At 70.7% G+C, this 16,288-nt stretch carries 12 protein-coding genes; 2 read left to right on the top strand and 10 right to left on the bottom strand.

Annotated elements, in window-relative coordinates:
- Window positions 1-716: 716 nt before the first annotated feature.
- Together ACFWZ5_RS38845 and ACFWZ5_RS38840 are read right to left on the bottom strand one after the other, a co-directional pair.
- A complete protein-coding gene (locus ACFWZ5_RS38845; protein WP_384789025.1) occupies window positions 717-1,481 on the bottom strand; it encodes a TniQ family protein in 765 nt (254 codons plus the stop codon).
- A gap of 608 nt (window positions 1,482-2,089) precedes the next feature.
- Window positions 2,090-2,536, bottom strand: coding sequence for a hypothetical protein (locus ACFWZ5_RS38840; RefSeq protein ID WP_384789022.1), 447 nt, complete (start codon window positions 2,534-2,536; stop codon window positions 2,090-2,092).
- 263 nt (window positions 2,537-2,799) lie between these two features.
- Here ACFWZ5_RS38840 and ACFWZ5_RS38835 point away from each other — a divergent pair, with 263 nt between their 5' ends.
- Together ACFWZ5_RS38835 and ACFWZ5_RS38830 are read left to right on the top strand one after the other, a co-directional pair.
- Window positions 2,800-4,890 (top strand): NACHT domain-containing protein, encoded by a 2,091-nt coding sequence (locus ACFWZ5_RS38835; RefSeq protein ID WP_384789019.1) that lies wholly within the window; start codon window positions 2,800-2,802, stop codon window positions 4,888-4,890.
- Window positions 4,891-5,576: 686 nt separating this feature from the next.
- Window positions 5,577-5,783, top strand: a complete 207-nt coding sequence (locus ACFWZ5_RS38830; protein ID WP_384789016.1) for a hypothetical protein — start codon at window positions 5,577-5,579, stop codon at window positions 5,781-5,783.
- 371 nt (window positions 5,784-6,154) lie between these two features.
- On the opposite strand, the gene ACFWZ5_RS38825 is transcribed toward ACFWZ5_RS38830, so the two are convergent.
- The 8 genes from ACFWZ5_RS38825 to ACFWZ5_RS38790 form a co-directional block, all read right to left on the bottom strand.
- Complete coding sequence (locus ACFWZ5_RS38825) at window positions 6,155-6,691, bottom strand: hypothetical protein (RefSeq protein ID WP_384789013.1); 537 nt, start codon at window positions 6,689-6,691, stop codon at window positions 6,155-6,157.
- A gap of 557 nt (window positions 6,692-7,248) precedes the next feature.
- Window positions 7,249-7,827, bottom strand: a complete 579-nt coding sequence (locus tag ACFWZ5_RS38820; RefSeq protein WP_384789010.1) for a hypothetical protein — start codon at window positions 7,825-7,827, stop codon at window positions 7,249-7,251.
- 397 nt (window positions 7,828-8,224) lie between these two features.
- Window positions 8,225-9,358 (bottom strand): DUF6236 family protein, encoded by a 1,134-nt coding sequence (locus tag ACFWZ5_RS38815; RefSeq protein WP_384789007.1) that lies wholly within the window; start codon window positions 9,356-9,358, stop codon window positions 8,225-8,227.
- 62 nt (window positions 9,359-9,420) lie between these two features.
- Complete coding sequence (locus ACFWZ5_RS38810) at window positions 9,421-10,365, bottom strand: hypothetical protein (RefSeq protein ID WP_384789004.1); 945 nt, start codon at window positions 10,363-10,365, stop codon at window positions 9,421-9,423.
- Window positions 10,366-10,552: 187 nt separating this feature from the next.
- Window positions 10,553-11,938 carry a DNA-binding protein gene (locus ACFWZ5_RS38805; protein WP_384789001.1) on the bottom strand — a complete coding sequence of 462 codons (1,386 nt, stop codon included), beginning with the start codon at window positions 11,936-11,938 and terminating at the stop codon, window positions 10,553-10,555.
- 280 nt (window positions 11,939-12,218) lie between these two features.
- Window positions 12,219-13,196, bottom strand: coding sequence for a hypothetical protein (locus ACFWZ5_RS38800; protein ID WP_384788998.1), 978 nt, complete (start codon window positions 13,194-13,196; stop codon window positions 12,219-12,221).
- Window positions 13,193-13,423 (bottom strand): hypothetical protein, encoded by a 231-nt coding sequence (locus ACFWZ5_RS38795; protein ID WP_384788995.1) that lies wholly within the window; start codon window positions 13,421-13,423, stop codon window positions 13,193-13,195. The genes ACFWZ5_RS38800 and ACFWZ5_RS38795 overlap by 4 nt, the downstream gene beginning before the upstream one ends.
- Window positions 13,424-13,858: 435 nt before the next feature.
- Window positions 13,859-16,288 (bottom strand): helicase-related protein (locus tag ACFWZ5_RS38790; RefSeq protein WP_384892042.1); only part of this gene is annotated, 2,430 nt, incomplete at its 5' end.

Below are 16,288 nucleotides of genomic sequence, written 5' to 3'. Positions count from 1 at the left end.
TGACCCGCGTCTCGGGCCGCTTTACCGGTCACCCGCTGTCCTTGCTGCGCCGTCGAGTTCGAGTAAGTCCTCGTCGTGCTGCTGCTCGCGTTCCGCCCGCAGCTGTGCCCGCCAGGCGCCGACGTCTCCCGGTCCGCGCGCTGCTCCGCCGGTTACCCGGCGTTCGTGCGGTCCCGGCCGGTGTCGCGCCTTCGTCTTCACCGCCGCGTCCTGCCGCTGGGGCCCGGCCTGCTGTTCCCCGGGCTGCTCCCGTCTCTCGCCTGCGGTTGCAGCCGCGCCCTCCGGCCGCGCCCTGCCCCCGCGCCTGGGCCGCGTACCGCCCGCGCCGTGCGGCCGTTCGGGCCGTGTCGTTGCTGGGGGTTCCGCTCGGCGCCGAAGGCCTCCGCTGTCCCCGGCCGCGCCCGGGCCGTACTGTCGGGCGGGGCCCGTCCGTTGGAGCGCGGCCTCGGGCGGGTGCCGGTCGAGCTCGTTGTCCGGGCCCGTTCGTTGTGCCTGTCGCTCGGTGACGTCGATGTGGTGCTGCCTCCGGCCCGCCGCGCCGCAGCCGCGTGCCCGCCGCCCGTCGGCAGGTAGTGGCCCACATCGCACCGGCCGTGAACCAGGACACCGAGGCGCGCTTGGAGGGCGCCGCGGCCAGCTGAACCACCACCGGGGCCGGGCCGCCCTCCGCACACTGCCGGCAGGGCCGACGCCGCCGCGGCGGAGTCGGCCCTGCGCTACTCGCGCGGCGGCGCGCCTGTATCGGCGTCCTGGTCCAGGCCGAGGGCCTTGGCGACCGCGTCGAAGACCGCGGGGTCCGTAGCCGGCCCGCCGAGATCGCCCGGCCAGTCGAGATCGGCGATGACCGGGCGGTAGGGGGCGGCCCACTGGACGTTGCTGCCGGGCAGGTCGAACAGCAGGGGCCGCTGTCCGACGACGTCGTTCTGCGGCGTGCCGGGCGCGACCGTGTCGGTCATGCGGGCCCGCCGGGCCAAGACGAGCGCCAGGGCCGCGGCCAGCTCGCCGGGGGCTGTGGAGGTCTTGCCTTCGCCGCCGCGGCGGTAGTGCCCGGCGTCGAAGTTGGCCTCGGTGATGCGCCGTACGGCCTCCAGATCGGGGCGTGCGGGGCGTGGGGCGGTCAGGGCGCGGGCCTGTTCGGCGGTCATGCCGGTGGCGGCGGTGAGGGCCTGGACGGTGTCGTCGGGCAGAGGGTCTGCGGCGAGGTGGTCCAGGCGGTCGGTGGCCGAGGTGCCGGGCTGCAGGCCGAGGAGTTCCATGGCGCGGTGCTGCTGAACGCCGATGGCCGCGGCGACCCGCTGGACGTATCCCTCGAGCCGCTCGGCGGGGCGGGGCAGGGGAGTCCCAGGGATCCTCGCCGGGAGCACCGGCGCAGCGGAGCGGGCAGCGACGGCCTGGCGGGCCTCATCCAGGGTGATGCCGGGGTGGCTGCGCTTGTACGCACGCACCGCGCGGTCCAGTTCCCGGTTGCGGGGGTTGGTCATGACGTCTCACGTCCCTTGTCGGCCTGCTGCCCCACACGCGCCGGCCGTCCAGGAGGAGGGCATGACGAAACCGCTCGCGCGAGTCTCAGACGTCTGCGGTCCCCTGCGACGGTGTGGGCGTCGAGGCGGCGGACCGGGCGCGGCGCGGTTGCCCTCACTGCACCCGCCATCCTACGGGCCTCCCGTGACAGGCCCCCAGAACTTCTGATCCGGCGAAGCTCAGCGCCTGCTGTGCCCGTTGTCCGCCCGGAGCCCGTGCCCGCCGTCGCCTGCCCGACGACTGGCCACGGCCTGTACCGCCGCGGCGTACCGTTCCTGGTCGGTGCGCTGCTGTATCTCGGTGCCGCGCCGTTCGCGGTGCAGGGGTTCTCCAGCGTCGCGGTCGGCCAGATGCTCACCGCAGAAGTCTTGGCCTGCCGCTCGCCCCGGGACGGACAGCGCCGCCGGTGCTCCGGCGGAGCCGCTCGGCCCGGGGGAATGCTCGACGCCATCGTGCGGATGCCGGATCCGCCCGTGAGGGGCAGGACCCGAAGATCCGGGACCGGCTGCTCAAGCAAGCCATGGCCGTCCGTGGGGAGCGCTATGAGGCGGCGTGCCGCGGTGAGGAACTACGCCATCGCGCTGTAGTCCTGCGGCGCCTTGCGCAGGATCGTGACCATCTGCTCCTGGGAGAGGGAGCGGTGCACCGGAGCGGAACAGCTAGCGATCTTCTGGAACAGGACTTCGGCCGGGATCAAGGGGACGTTCGCGAAGAGCGGGTGATGGTCTGCCCCGGCGCCCTTGCTGAATTCGTTGTGCAGGAGCCATACAGCCTCGGCGAACATGGGGTAGTTGCGTTCGTGCTTGCCCCAGAGGCACGTCAGCGACTCGTAACCGGTATCGCGCTTCACGAAGCCCCACCAGTACGACATCTCGGCCGTCTTGTCCTCGAACTTGTCGTCGTGCTGGTACTGGATCCAGTCGTTGAGGATCTCCCAGCGCAGTGCGTTGACGATGACCCCGTTCGGTGCGTCGGACTGCATCATGTCGGACACGAACCCTTCATCAAAGGACATCCAACCACCCTAGTGACACGACGAGTTGGCCTGCTACCGCGCGTTCGGCAGTCACCGGCCCGCCGCGGCCACGGCCAGGGGACTGAGTGCCCCGGCACCAGGGCGTACCAGCCGCGCGCAGCGGGCGGGCGGTCCATGGCGTTCTGCTGCAGCCCTCAGGCGGTCTCCCTCACGGTGATGCGCGTTCCCGGGCTGCTTGTCCGTTTGGTTACAAGTGGGACAAGTCGCCTCTGGGGCGGAAGCGCGATGGTGATGATGGGTGGGTGGCGGGACTCGGGGGGCGTCGTCGGCGGCGTAACTGGCAGCTGATCGGGGCGGCGTGCACGCTGCTGATCGTGGCCAGCAGCGCCTACGCGGTGCGGCAGATCCTCCATGGCGGTCTCCAGCCGGCCGACACCGCCGCCGTGCTGGGCCTGCCCCTGGGCGCGGCCGGGCTCACAGTCGCGGTCATGGCGCTGCGCAAGCCGGCCGAGGGCAACGACGCCGAACGCGCCCGCGGCTGGGCCGCGACCCTGGCCGGCCAGGTCGAGGCCGGGGAGAGCGCGGTATGGCGCCAGCTGCTGGGGGATGACAACCGCCGTATCAACCTCGCCTACCTCCTGCACCCCTCGCCAGCAAGGCGCCCGGCCGCCGCCCCGGCCGCCGGACGCCTGAGCGGCGACGGCCCGGCCACGCTGCCGGACATCGTCACCTACTACCGCTCCACCCGGCCGCTGCGCCTGGTCATCACCGGCGACGCCGGAGCGGGCAAGACCGTCCTGGCCCTGGAACTCCTGCTGGCCCTCATCGACGGCCGCAGCGAGGATGCCCCCGTTCCCGTCCGCATCCCGCTGTCACGGTGGGACACCGAACACCAGACCCTGCCCGAGCTGCTGCAACAGCGCCTGACCGAGGCCTACGACTGGCCGCCGGACCTGGCCGACGGCCTGGTCCGCCACCACCTGGTACTGCCCGTCCTGGACGGCCTGGACGAGATGGATCCCCCGGCCCCCGACGGCACCCCTGATCCCGCCGCGCCCCGCGCCACCGCCGTCGTACGCGCCCTCAACGCCTACCAGCAAGGCCGGGATGCCGGGCCACTCATCCTGACCTGCCGCACCGGGCACTACGACGCCCTGAGCGCGCACACCGAAGTCCTGGACGCCGCCCGCATCGCCATCACCCCCGTCGACACCGCCGTCGCCCGGGACTACCTGACCGGTCGCGCACTCGACGCGGCCCGCTGGCGGCCCCTGACCGACCACCTCGCCGCCCACCCCGGCGGGCCCCTGGCGACCGTACTGTCCACCCCGTGGCGGCTCTGCCTGACCGCCACCGTCTACCACCACCACGGCAACCCCGCCGAACTCCTCACCCTCCCCGGCCCTGACGCCCTGGACCGCCACCTTCTGGCCCGCTACATCCCCGCCGCCACCCGCACCGCCCCCAACCCCCGCGGCTACCAACCACAGGACGTCCACCGCTGGCTCCACCACCTCACCACCCACCTCGCCCCCACCACCCCCTCCCAAGCCACAGGCACGGAAACCACCGACCTCGTCCTGCACGAACTGTGGCCCCTGGCCGGACGCACCCGCGTCCGCGTAACCGACGCCGTCCTCACTACCCTCACCGTCCTCACCACCCTTGCCTTCGACTGGTCAATCCCCCAGTTGAGGCCAACAACTGCGTTCGCTGGTGCGATCGGCATGGTCGCCGTTGCGGCTGGAACAGTCGCTGCCCTCACGACCGGCAGCCCCAGGCGCCTGAACAACCCGTTCAGAACCCCCCAAGAACGCAAAGACCTCGCGTCTGGACTCGCGCGCGAGCTCGCGATCGGGCTCGCGGCCGGGCTCGTGATCGGGCTCGCGGTCGGGCTCGGGTACGGGCTCGCGATCGGGATCATGTTCGGGCTCGCGGCTGGGCTCGTGGCCGGGCTCACGCGGAAACCGGGCACGAGCGTCGAAGCCCGGGCCATCATCAGCAGCGACGCCCTGTACGGGCTCGTGGGCGGGCCCACGGTCGGCCTCGCGTTCGGGTTCACGTTGGGCCTCGCGTCTGGGTTCGCGAACGGGTTCGCGAACGGGTTTGCGGACAGGTTCGCGGACGGGTTCGCGGTCTGGTTCGCGGTCTGGCTCGTGGGCTGGCTTGCGTTCGGGTGCGCGTTCGGGTTCGCGGTCGGCGCGCAGGTTTCACACCGGTATGTGGCGTTCCTGGTCTGCTCGCGCCGTCGCCTGCCCTTCCGGCTCGGCCGGTTCCTGGACTGGGCCGTCACCGCAGGACTCATGCGCTACAGCGGACCCGCCTACCAATACCGCCACCGTGAACTCCAACACTGGCTACGCCAGCACCCCGAGCCTCCAGCCACGCCCTAGCCGCAACCGCTGCCGAGGCCCACACGACAAAGCAGCCGGCACCAGGCACCACCAGTCGTCAGGTGCGCTGCCCACCCACGCGATCGGCTGGCCCTCGCTGTTGCGGCTCCAGTGCGGCTCCTCCATCGAGGTCTCGTGACCGTCACGAAGGACGCAGATCCGTCCCCAATGGGCTTGCTTGCCCGGACAGATCCCCGTGAGCTGGGCCGTCGCCGTCACGCACGGCCTGCCTGGTCGTAGCCGGGTCCTGGAACGGCAGAAGACGGGCGCACAGCGCCAGCGCGAACCCCGTCTCCACTGCTTCCGCCTGCTCCCGCGCCTCTTACATCGCCGGCTCGGACAGAAGAGCCGAGATGACGTCCTCCGCCTCTGCGAAGGCCCTGGTGCGAACGTGCCCTCAGAGGGCGTCCTGCTTCGGCTCCGGCCCGCCCGGCCGCGGGCGAAGGTCTGCGGCATTCGCTCAGCAGTCTCCCGATGCGTACTTCCTGCCCGTCGACGCTGATGGTTTCCTCCACCGCGGGCAGCAGATGCCCGTACCGATCCGCGTACACACCCGCGCGGCTTCCAGCAGCTGCCTCGCTGAGGCCCAAGGAGGTCGCCCGGCCGCGGCGTGCCGGTTGGATCATCGGGTCCTGCGCCGTGCAGGGTCTTCCCGTCCGATGATCGCAACACAGGGGAGGGACCTCATGACCCGCGCTATCGGCCGTACCGCGGCCGTACTCGCCACCCTGGCACTTGGCGCCTTCGCCTGGAGCTGGGTCAACAGCTCCAGCACGACCCACGACATTGTCACCAACGCCGCCTGGGGGAACCACGACTCGCACTACGCCCTGGCCGACGACACCGTCACCAGCACGGCCTTCGAGGGGCACTACGAGCACTACTACGACTGATCTTCAGATGAGGTCCCGCCGTGCTGGCTGCGATCGTTACCGAGCACCAAGGCCTCCCGGCAGACAGCCCGACACCAGTGCGACCGCAACAGCACGGTGATCTTCAGCCAGTCCGTGGCAGCTGACCGCTGCCGGGTGGGCTCCAACATCTGCTGGAGCCCGCGCGCGTTCCTCGGCCCGCTTGCGCGCCTCTTTGGGCGACTGCATCTGGTGAGGGCCGCGGCTGGTGCTCCGCCCGGCGCGCTCCACGCGCCGCGCGACGTCCTGCTCGCCCTCCTCGTCCTCACGGTCCGGTTCGTAGGACTCCAGCGCGCGCAGCATGTTGATCACCGGGGCCCAGTCCGGTCCGACCAGCGTGCCTGGCCCCGGGGTTACAGCTCCAGCAGGGCCCAGCGCCGGTTGCCCGGCTCGTCGCGTTCGGTGTCGGCGCCGCAGGACAGCACCCCGAGCGCGGCGACCTCCTCCAGGAACGCCTCGCCGCCCTGGCCGGGTCCGTCCTGGTGGGAGAGCGCCATGATCAGGGCGGCGCCGTCCTGGTCGGCCACGTGAACGGTGATGCGCTGGCCCCCGTCGCCGAGCGCGGCCTTCGCCAGCAGGCGGGTCACCGCGCTGTACTGCTTCCGCTGCGCGGTGCCGGTGAGGTGCCCCCAGGAACGCAGTTGCTCGACCACCTTCGTCGCGGCCTTAGCCTGCGACCAGGGGGCGGATTCCAGGACCCAGTTGGCGGCGCGCCGGTTCGCGATCAGCGCCGCCGGACGACGGCGGGCGGGCGGCGCCCCGGCCCGTTTCTGCGGCGGCGTCGGCGGGTCGGGAGGAGGCGGCGAGGGTGGCTTCTTCGGCGGGGGAGGGGTCTTGGGTGGGTAGTCGGGCCGAGGCTTTACAGGGGCTTCCTGGCGTGCGTCGTCCATGAAGCGACGGTACTCCCGAACAGGGGGCAGGGACCTGGTACTTCACCGTGTACGCCTACTCGGCGGGAGAGGCAGAAGCAGAGGCAGGTCAGCAGGTCGGATGCGGCTGTCACGCAGCTGGTCCCGCCGAAGCCGCGGCACACGCGCCAGGGCAGAGGCGGCAGGTACTGCCTGCCGCCTCTGCACGCAGCGGGTAAAGGTTTCGGGTCCTGGCTGCCCCCGGCCGGTGCGGTAAAGCGTCCAGGAGGTGCGCGATGCGTTCCCACGTCTGACAGGGCACGCCCTCGTGCCCAGGAAGTCGGGCGCCTGCTCGGGCATGCCCTCGGCGGGTCCCTCCCAGCGGCCGCCCTGCCACGTGCGCTCCACCAGGTGGCGGCCGTCGCGGTAGAGCGGGCCGCGCTCGTCGTCGCCGAGATAGCCGATGGCGGTGCCGGTGTGTTGGCGCCGGGTGCCACTGTCAATCCGCCATCCCACGGGCGTCCTTCTTTCTTGTTCTGTTCCGGGCTCGGTGCTCGCCGGGCCGGTCTCCGCGGCTGCTGGCCGGAGGCCGCCGGGGGTTAGTCCTTGGTGCCGATCCAGATGGGGCTGCCGATACAGACGACATCGGCGGTGGTGGTGCCCATCTGCACGGGGCCGGGCAGGACGGCGTAGATCTCCGTGCCTACGTCGCTTAGGACCGGGTCCGTCCGGCCCTCGTGCGCCTGGTAGGCGGCGACCGCGACAGCGGCCATGGCCCGGACCGCACCGGGGGATGTGAGCGCTTCGGCGGCCGCCTCGTCGGTCTCCTTGTGGTCGACGGCCATCAGTTGGAGGGCGCGCACCGCGTCGGGGTCGGCGAGGGCCTCGCGGACGGCCGGGGGCAGCGCGGGGCGGTCGGTCCGGACGTTGCTGGCGGCGCCGAACAGGCACCATCCCATCGTCGTCGCCGACGCCGACGGCGCCCGGCTGATGCCGCAGTAGAGCATGAGCCGGGGGTCGTCGAATCCGTGGACCGCGTACAGGTCCGCGTCGGTGTAGGCGGTGGCGGGCAGGGCCGGTTTCGCCGTCGGCCATCCGGCGAACAGCTGCTGGGCCGTGGGGAGCTGCTGCTTGACACGCGCGATCGCAGCGATGTGGCGGTCCTGGTCCTCGGGCATGGGGCGTCCCTTTTGTGGCGTAGCTGACGTGTTTGCTTATTGATCTCGGTTGTGGCCTGGTATTGCTCAGCTGTACTGAGTGGTAGATCTGTTCCGTCGGCGGGGGTTACGCGGAGTCGCGTGTCCGGCGCCGGAGGATATGTGGGCTGAGCTGGCTGTTTGCTGCTGCGCAGTGAGCTGGGTGGGGCAGCGGTTTTTGCTCAGTGTGGTTGGCGCGCCTATAGGTAGGGGGACTTGTCGGCCGGTCTGCTAAGGTCAGAACCTGTGTCATATCCGGTGATCTGCGACGTTCCGTAAACCCGCGCTTCTCGCCTCTGGTTCAGCACTCGTTTTTGAACCTCGGCTTGAGGTGTTTAGATCGCACGATTCTCGCAAGCAGCTGAGGGTGCGTCTGTGCTCATCGGTCCACGATGGGAATGGTCCGGCCGCCCAGTTCTCGGCCAGCGGCCAGAAGGTATGCCACCGGGGACTCCGCCCGGCGGGTCCGGCGTGCAGTGAGTGTGCGGACGGCGTACGGGATGACCGCGACCGCGACCGCTGTGCCGGCCAGGGCGAGGTGGCCGCTTGCCGCGGCGACGGCGCCCAGGGCAGTCGTCGAGGCTGCGCCCAAGTCCACCCTCAGCTCTAGTGCGCCCACGCTGGTGTCCATGCCGAGTGCGTGCAGGGCGCGGCGCAGCTCGTTGAGTTGTCGCTTGGTGGTGCGCTGGTACAGGCTTTCCAGGTGGGTCTGGGCGAGCTGTGGGTTCTCGACCTTGGCGATGGTCTCGAGTTCGGCTGCGAGGGAGTCGATGTGCTCGCGGAAGGCGGCCAGCTCCGCCCCGTGCCGTTGGCGGAACTTCAACAGGCGGGATACGGGGACGTCGGCGATGTTTCTGGGGGTGATGGCGGCTGCCAGGGTCAGGTGCGCGTAGGCTGACTGTGCCTCGTATCCATTCGGCTGGTTACGGCTGAGCGCCTCGGTCAGTCGGTCGAGTGCCCCGGGTGCGTAGTGCGTTCTCGGGTCGTCGGTCACCGGGGTCAGTGCGTTACTGCGGGCCACCGAGTCCGTCAGGGCGGCCAGGTAGGCGGAGCCCATCTCGGGGTGCAGGCCGATCAACTCGGTACACGGTCCATTCCACTGCGCTAAGCCATCTCTCTTTAACCGCCACGCGACGTCGTATCTCATCTTGCCGTTATTAGGGAGGTGGCCGCCGCAGTACAACCAGAGCAGTTTCCCGTCTTCTCCCCGGGGGTGCATGCTGAACGGCGTGGCTTGGTCCTCCCTCTGCACCGCGAGGTAGTAGCGCCGGTCCACGTGGTCATCGTCGAGGGCAGCTAGGAAGGCGTCTGCCACGGTGTCCAGGTCGTTGCGGCTGGGAGTCACCTCCAGCAGGAGGTCCGACTCCTGTTTTAGGCAGCGCACGAGGTCCCCGTCGCGGTCCTCCACTCCCGGCGGGCGTATGCGCGCGATGTGGTTCCAGCTCAGAATGGCGAGCTTCAGCCAGTGGTCGTCCTGGAAGTGCATCCAGGGGTAGTACAGGGCAATCGACACGTCCCCTCCATCCGCCGAGAACGTTATCTGTGCCGAGTAGGAACGGGGCAGAAAACGCCGGATCAGCGTAGGGGCGTGGGGGCCAGGCGGATCGCCTGCGGTTGCATCCGAAGACGGATGGGGGCGGGCTTGCCGGCCTTCTTGTCCGGCTCAACGAGGTGCGGCGTGGTGCGTGGTGCACGGGGCGGCCGGGTGAGGCGGAGGGTCATGAGGGTGATGAAGGTCCAGGTGATATGGGCTTCGCTGTGGGAGATGAGCCGTTCGTAATCGCGGACGTTTCTCCTGGCTCGCATGATCCACGAGATGGCCCGCTCTACTCGCCACCGCTTGGCGAGGACGGCGAAGCCGTCCTGGTCCTTTCGGCGGGGCACCGTCTTGAGGGTGAGGTCGAGGAAGGAGTCGGCCCAGGCAACGGCGATTTCGGGATGCGCGAGGCGCAGGCGGAAGAGCTGGTCACGGGCGGGGAGGCTGTCGTGCGGTGCGATGATCTGCAGTTCGTCGGAGAACGCTCGGGCGCTCAGCAGCGTGCCAGCCTCGGCGAGCAGGGCGGAACCCGCGTCCGTGCAGGCGTTCTTGGCGGGCAGGACCACGGCGAAGTAGTTGTCCGTCAGCCGGTCGATGACCGCGGCCACCACCCCCGCGACGACCACCGGGTCGGCGAAGGCTTCCTCCACGTGCAGCCGGTCGACGAGGAGGACACTGGAGGCCGACTCGATGAAATCCTCGAACTCGTAGGTGAACCGGCCGTCCTCGTCCAGGAGCTGGGCGGCCACCAGGGCGGGGAAGGACTGCTCGTCGGCCATCCGCTCGCGCAGGTTGTCGGACTTCCAGTACAGGCCCCTTACGGCCGTCAGGCTCCCCACCGGTGTGCCGGCCGCGGTGATGCACACCTGCCAGGTCTGCACTCCCTGCGCGGCAGGGTCCAGCAACTGGTGGGTGTGGTGGAAGTCGAGCGCCAGCTGGGCAAGGCCCGCCCCCGCTGCCGCCGGACCTGTTGGAGTGCTCAACGTGCTCCCTCGGCGCCGGTCCCCGAGCCGCCGCCTACCCGCGGCCCCACCTCAGCGTAGTGGCCGCACGCCTTCGCTTTTCCCGAAGCGGGCACCGCGCACCCCCAGGAGGGAACCCGGCCGGATCCGCCCTGCGACCGGGCTGCGGCGTGCAGCGGCTGAGAGACGGCACCGGCCGCTGCGTGCGTCAGTCCTGATCAGGGCCCTCTGACACGAGCTCCGCCAACTCCTGGACGGGCAAACGGGACCACGCCGACACCTCCTCCACCGCCACCCCCGCGGCGACGGCTGCGGCGGCGGTGTCCACCAAGGCCTGGTCGATCAACGCGGCGCTGCGGCTGAGGTGCTCCAGCAGTGTGCGAGCCACCTCGGCGGTGGTGCCGCTGTGCACGCCCCGCAGCTGCACCAACTGCTCCTGGGCTTCGCTGATCATCTGCTCGATCCGGAAACGGTGTTCGGCGCTCACTGTGGCCCGCCACCGGGTGCGCGAGCCGCCCGACTGCTGCTCGGCCGCCATGACGCGCAGCTGGCCGGCCATCGTGGCGGGCTGCTGTTCCCGCTGCAGCCGCCATGGATCGTCCCTCCACCCGAGCGGCCCGCCCTCACCGCGCCGCCGGCGGATGACCGCGCCCATCCAGGCGATCAGCGGTCCGCCGTAGTCAGCCGCGGACAGCGGCCCCAGCCAGTCCCGTCCCACCCGCTCGCCCAGCCTGCGGCCAAACGCCCCGTCGGCGGTCAGCGGCCGCGGACGCCCGGCGCCGCCGTCCCTCCACACCAGCTCGGCCACGGCCGGATCCAGCAGCGCGTCCGCCACGGCCACCACCTCCGGAAAGACGACCGGATCCCGGCCCACGATCCGCCACCGCTCAAAATCCGTGCCCGCGTTGCCGCCCGCCACCCGGTGCAGCCTGTGCGGCCAGATCTCCTCCCGCTCCCAGTGCAGCGCCTCCTCCCACCACCGGGCCACGACCGCGTGCGCCAGGGCGAACACCTGACCGGGCTCCGCCCCGGCCCGCCCCGCACGCCGCGCCACCCCCGCCCACCGCCGCCGTGCCGCAGCCACCTCCGGGACACCGCGCAGGTCCAGGTGCTCCAGCGGCTGGTCGGCGTCCGCGTCCAGAGCCCACCGCCCGTGCCGCACACACACCCGCTCCCACCGCTGCGCGTACCGCACCACACGCGCCGCGGCCCCGGTTCGCCGCGCCGCACACAAACGGCACCCGAACGCCACCGGCCCCACCACCGCGCCCCCGACCCGCCACAGCCCCCGCGCAGCACCGCCTTGCCCCGCCGTCAGCTGGGGGTCCTGACGCCCCCAGGACGGCAGCGCCCGCGCCAGCGTCTCCTCCCCGACCCCGCACAGCCCCGACAGCGCCCGCCGTCCCGCCGCATCCAGCAGTACCTCGGCATCCGCCCGCAGTCCGCCACCCTCGTGCCGAGGACGGTGCCCGCGCCACCGCCACCCGGACAGCAGCGCCTTCTCCTCCAGCCCGTACCGGCCAGCGATCCGGCACAGAAACGACAACGTCGTCTCCCCACACACAGGAGACACGCGCAACACCCCAGCAACCATCCCCCCAGCTTCCCGTACAGCACCGCCCCCGGGGCTGATTCCCCCCTCTCAGGCATCCCGGCCGCGAGACCTTCGCTGTCTCCAGTGCTCAACACCCGGCCACCCCGCTCGCCTCAGGGTGGGGGCACTTTAGATCTCCGGTAGTTGGGTGCGGTGCCAGAGAGCACTCGGAGTGTGGAACTGGGCAGGGTGGTGTCTGCCTGACCTGTGCGTACTTGAGTGTGTGCAGGTTGTTTGAGTGGGGTGCAGTTCTGTTGAGCTGACACCTGACGGGGGTGGATCAGGTGGTGTCGGGGTTGGTGAGGTCGTCGTGGGTGAGGGTGACGCGGGTGGCTTTGCCAGCTTTGCTGGCGGTGGTGCTGGGTGGCAGGACGCGGACGTGGATGAAATAGACGCGGACGCCGGAGATTTCGGTGTACGGCGGCCAGGCGCCGGGGGTGCCGTCCGTGGGCAGTTCGAGGAGCTTGTCGGTGATGTTGTACATGACGAGGTAGGCGGTGTGCTGCCCGTAGTCGTGGGCGTACTTGATGATCTGGTGCAGCCCTTTGACGAGGTAGCCCTTGCCGCGGCCGCTCCCGTCGAAGACCTTGCCGTCGCACACCAGGGGATCGCGGCCGTCGAGTTCTCCGACGAGGTCGGCCTCGCCGGACGCTGAACGTGGCTTGGCATGGGTGATGTGGTCACCCTCCAGGAAGAGGAAGCGCTGCAGGTCGAGGTTGTAGACCTCTTCGCCATTGGCGCGATCGGCGTTGAACCGCGCGTAGAGCTCTTCGCGGTCGAACCATTCGATGCGGGTGCGGTAACGCTCAAGGGTGTGCAGGATGCTGCTTTCGGTGCCGACGCGCTCGCTGAGGAAGCTGAAAAGGTGCTGCAGGATGTCTTCGGCGAACTCGCGCCAGCTGTCCTGGGGGCGCCTTTTCATGGTGTAACCGCTGGCAGTCTGCCACCCGATGGCAGGGTTGCCCGCTTCCTCTTTGGCGATGTCCTGCATGAGGTTCCAGATGAGGCTGGCGCGTCCTTCGTCGGTTCGGCTGCTCCAGGTGAACTGGGCGTCGTCGGTGAGGCCAGCGCGGAAGCGTTCGTGGTCCAGGTCTGGTTCTGCCCGAGCTGCTTCCTCAAGGAGACCTCGTAGGGCTGGTTGGCTGTTGATCCAGGTGACGGTGAGATGGACTTCGTGGCCGGCGCTGGAGTAGGGCGCGGTCATGAGTCTGCGTAGGCGTTCGCGTACGGCGACCTGGAGGCGCTGCTGGTACTTCACCGGAAGAGGCCTTTCAGAGCTTGCGCGATCTGCTGCTGGACGACGTCGCCCGCGTTCTGCGCACTGCCGGTCTCGTCGACCAGCCAGATGTGGGTGTAGCAGCAGGGGCAGGTCACGGCGGTCTGGGCCACGACCTCCGAGTAGCGGACCCACATCAGGTAGCCGCAGGCGGGGCAGGCCGTTTCGAGGTCCGCGCTCAGAAACTGTGTCGCGAGGGAATTGCCCATGGCGGGATTGTTCCGTATGGGTCTGACAGCGGTGGTGTTGTCGGTTCCATCCGGGGCGGATGCCGATGGCGGTGAGGAGGCGCTACTGGGTGGAGGGTGTTCCAGCGGGTGCGTTGCCGCTCGGCCCATCGCTGGAGGGGGAGTGGCCATGGCCGTGCCCGGTGCCAGGCGGAGTCGTGTGCCACAGAGGGCCGTTCCAGGGCCTCGTGTGGGAAGGCTGAGCGTTACCGCCGGGCGAGGACTCCGCCGCCGCCACAGCGGTGGGGTCCTCTCCGTCCTGCACGTTTGCGGCCCGCGTGCCGCGACACTCCGGGACCACACTGACCTCAGGGAGAACCGCTGCCAGCTACACCAACGCCCATGTGCCGGAGTCCCACCGCCTGAGGGCGAAGGGTTGTCACTGCGTGCCGCCATCCTCCCCGGCACAGGAGCAACTCAACCGCCCCGCGTCGTCTTCCTGCCGTCTGCCGTCTGTGCCCAGGGCAGGCCGAGCCCCAGGAAGAGGGCCTGCAGCTCGGGTGGGTAGGTGCCATAGCGGGAGCGGACTGCGTTCAAGCGGCGCCTCAGCTGGACGGGAACACCACCAACGCGGGGACGGTAGGTGTCGTGGACGCAGTGCTTGCCGTCCTCGCTGACGAGCGGTCCGACTTCGTCCAGGTGTTGGCGTGCGGCGGTGACGATTTCCATCAGCCGCTCGGTGCGACTACGCGGCACACGTGCCGCACTCGCGGTCTTGACCCGCCTATCGCCGGTGGCCGGTCCCATCCGGAGTTCGAGGAGTGCCGCGCGCTGCTCGTCCCGCAGCCGGGGCCACCTGCGGTGTTGGTCGCACAGCCACTTACCGAGATCGTCCCCTCGGAAGACACGCTCCCCAGCCAGAAGCTCCCCGCGGCGTCCGCCCTCGGCATGGAAGGCTTCCAGGAGGACGAGCTTGCGTTCCCAGCCCGCGTTCCAGAGCGCCCCGTCCCTCACCCGCCACACCCCGAGCCCGTCCAGCACCCGGGCGACTTCACGTTCCTCGTCCCGGGCGCCCCAGGAGGGCCTGCGGCATTCGCTGAGCAGTCTCCCAATCCGCACCGCCTGCCCGTCGACGCTGATGGTCTCCTCGATGCCGGGCAGGAGGTGCCCGTACCGGTGCGCGTACTCGCGTGCGGCTTCGACCAGGAGCTGGCGGGCTGAGGCCCGGGGTTCCCACACGAACCCGTATTCGCCCAGCAGGGCGGCCAGGTCCCCAGGCACCCGCCGCGGCCGCCCCTGCCAGACCTCCAGGCCTTCTTCGGGGCCGTGTTCGGCGACGAGAGCGCGGAGGTCGTCGCGGTCGCGGCGCCACTGCCTGCGTGCCCGTTCCAGCTCCCAGCCCAGCCGGACCACCACGACCCCTGGCCCTGCAGCCAGCCCCTGCTGCTCCGCCGACTCCTTCCCCTGCTCCTCTTCCTGCCCCTCGGCCCGCTCCCCGTCCTGTCCTTCCGCCTGCTCCTGACCCAGTCCTTCGGCCCGATCCTGGTCGGGCTCGTGTTGCTGTTCCTGTGCCCGCTCCTGCCGTCCCGCGAGCTCAGGCAGCAGCTCCTGCTGCTCCTCGCTTTTCTTCTTGAGCAGAGGCACCCGGGTGTAGTCCACGGGGAAGGTTTCGTGCCAGTCCACCGGCACGCGCAGGTGCCCCGTGCGTTGGTGGTAGGCGGCAACAGCCCGCATGAGGCGTTCGGTGTCGGCGGCGACGGGGTCGGACAGCACGGTGATCTTCAGCCAGTCCGCGACCACGGCCGCGGACCGCTGCCGGGTGAGGGTCAGCATCTGCTGGAGCTCGCGCGCGCGTTCCTCGGCCCGCTGGCGCGCCTCCTTGGGCGGCTGCACGCGGTGCGGGCCGCGGCTGCTGCTGCGCCCCGCGCGCTCCACCCGCCGCACGGCCTCCTGCGGCCCCTCCGGCTCCTCGTCTGCGCGGTCGGCGTAGTCGGGTTCGTAGGACTCCAGCGCGCGCAGCATGTTGATCACCGGCACCCAGTCCGGTCCGACGAGTGTGTCGTCCGCGGCCTGTGCCAGGTGAAGGACGGGCACGATGATGGATGCGACCTTCTCCGGATTCCCCCAGTCGTAGCGGACGGCGCGTCCGGCGATCTGTAGGAGGTCGCCCTGCGCGGCGCGCGGGTCGACCAGGGCGACGGCATCGACGGCCGGGACATCGACACCCTCCACCAGCAGCCGCGCCGAGCAGACGACGGCCAGGTCCACCGGCCGCCCCCGCAGGTCCGTGCCCGCCGCCAGCGCCTTCAAGGCCCGCTGCCGCTCCTTGGCCGGAGTGCCTTCGTGCAGGGCCACCGCCCACACCCGCCGCGGCGCCGAGGTCCCTTGCCCATGCAACACCCACGCCAGCTGCCCCAGCGAAGCCGCGGCCGCGCGCGCTCCAGCCACGGTGGAGTGGTAGGTCAGCAGCCGACGGCACCCCACCCGGCCCGCGGCCCGCAACACGGCCCCCAGCGACGCCGTGAGGAGCTCCGCCCGCACCCCCGCATCAGCCCGCCCCCGCGCCGCCACGAGCTCACGCAGCCGCGCCTCGTCGACCTCGGCCGCCACCACCGGACTGTGCGCGAGCTTCCCCCGCCGCTGCGCCTCCCGCAGCCCCAGCCGGTAGGCGACCGGCCCGTGCCTGCGCTCCGACAGCCGCACGACCGGATCACTCGCCTGCAGCCGCCCCTGCTCATCCCAGCGCACCGCCCCCAACAGCCGAGGGGTGGCCGTCATCGACAGCCGGTGCCGCGCGGGCACCAAGTGCTGCTCGTTGATGCGTCCCCATACCTGCGAGGTTTCGGTGTGGTGGAACTCGTCGCACACCAGCAGGTCCCATTCCGGCAGCGGCCGCGCCCCGTCCGG

Origin of the sequence: Streptomyces sp. NPDC059003 (genome assembly GCF_042740445.1) — a bacterium.
Taxonomy (GTDB): domain Bacteria; phylum Actinomycetota; class Actinomycetes; order Streptomycetales; family Streptomycetaceae; genus Streptomyces.
This window is presented reverse-complemented; position numbering and strand designations above follow the sequence as displayed.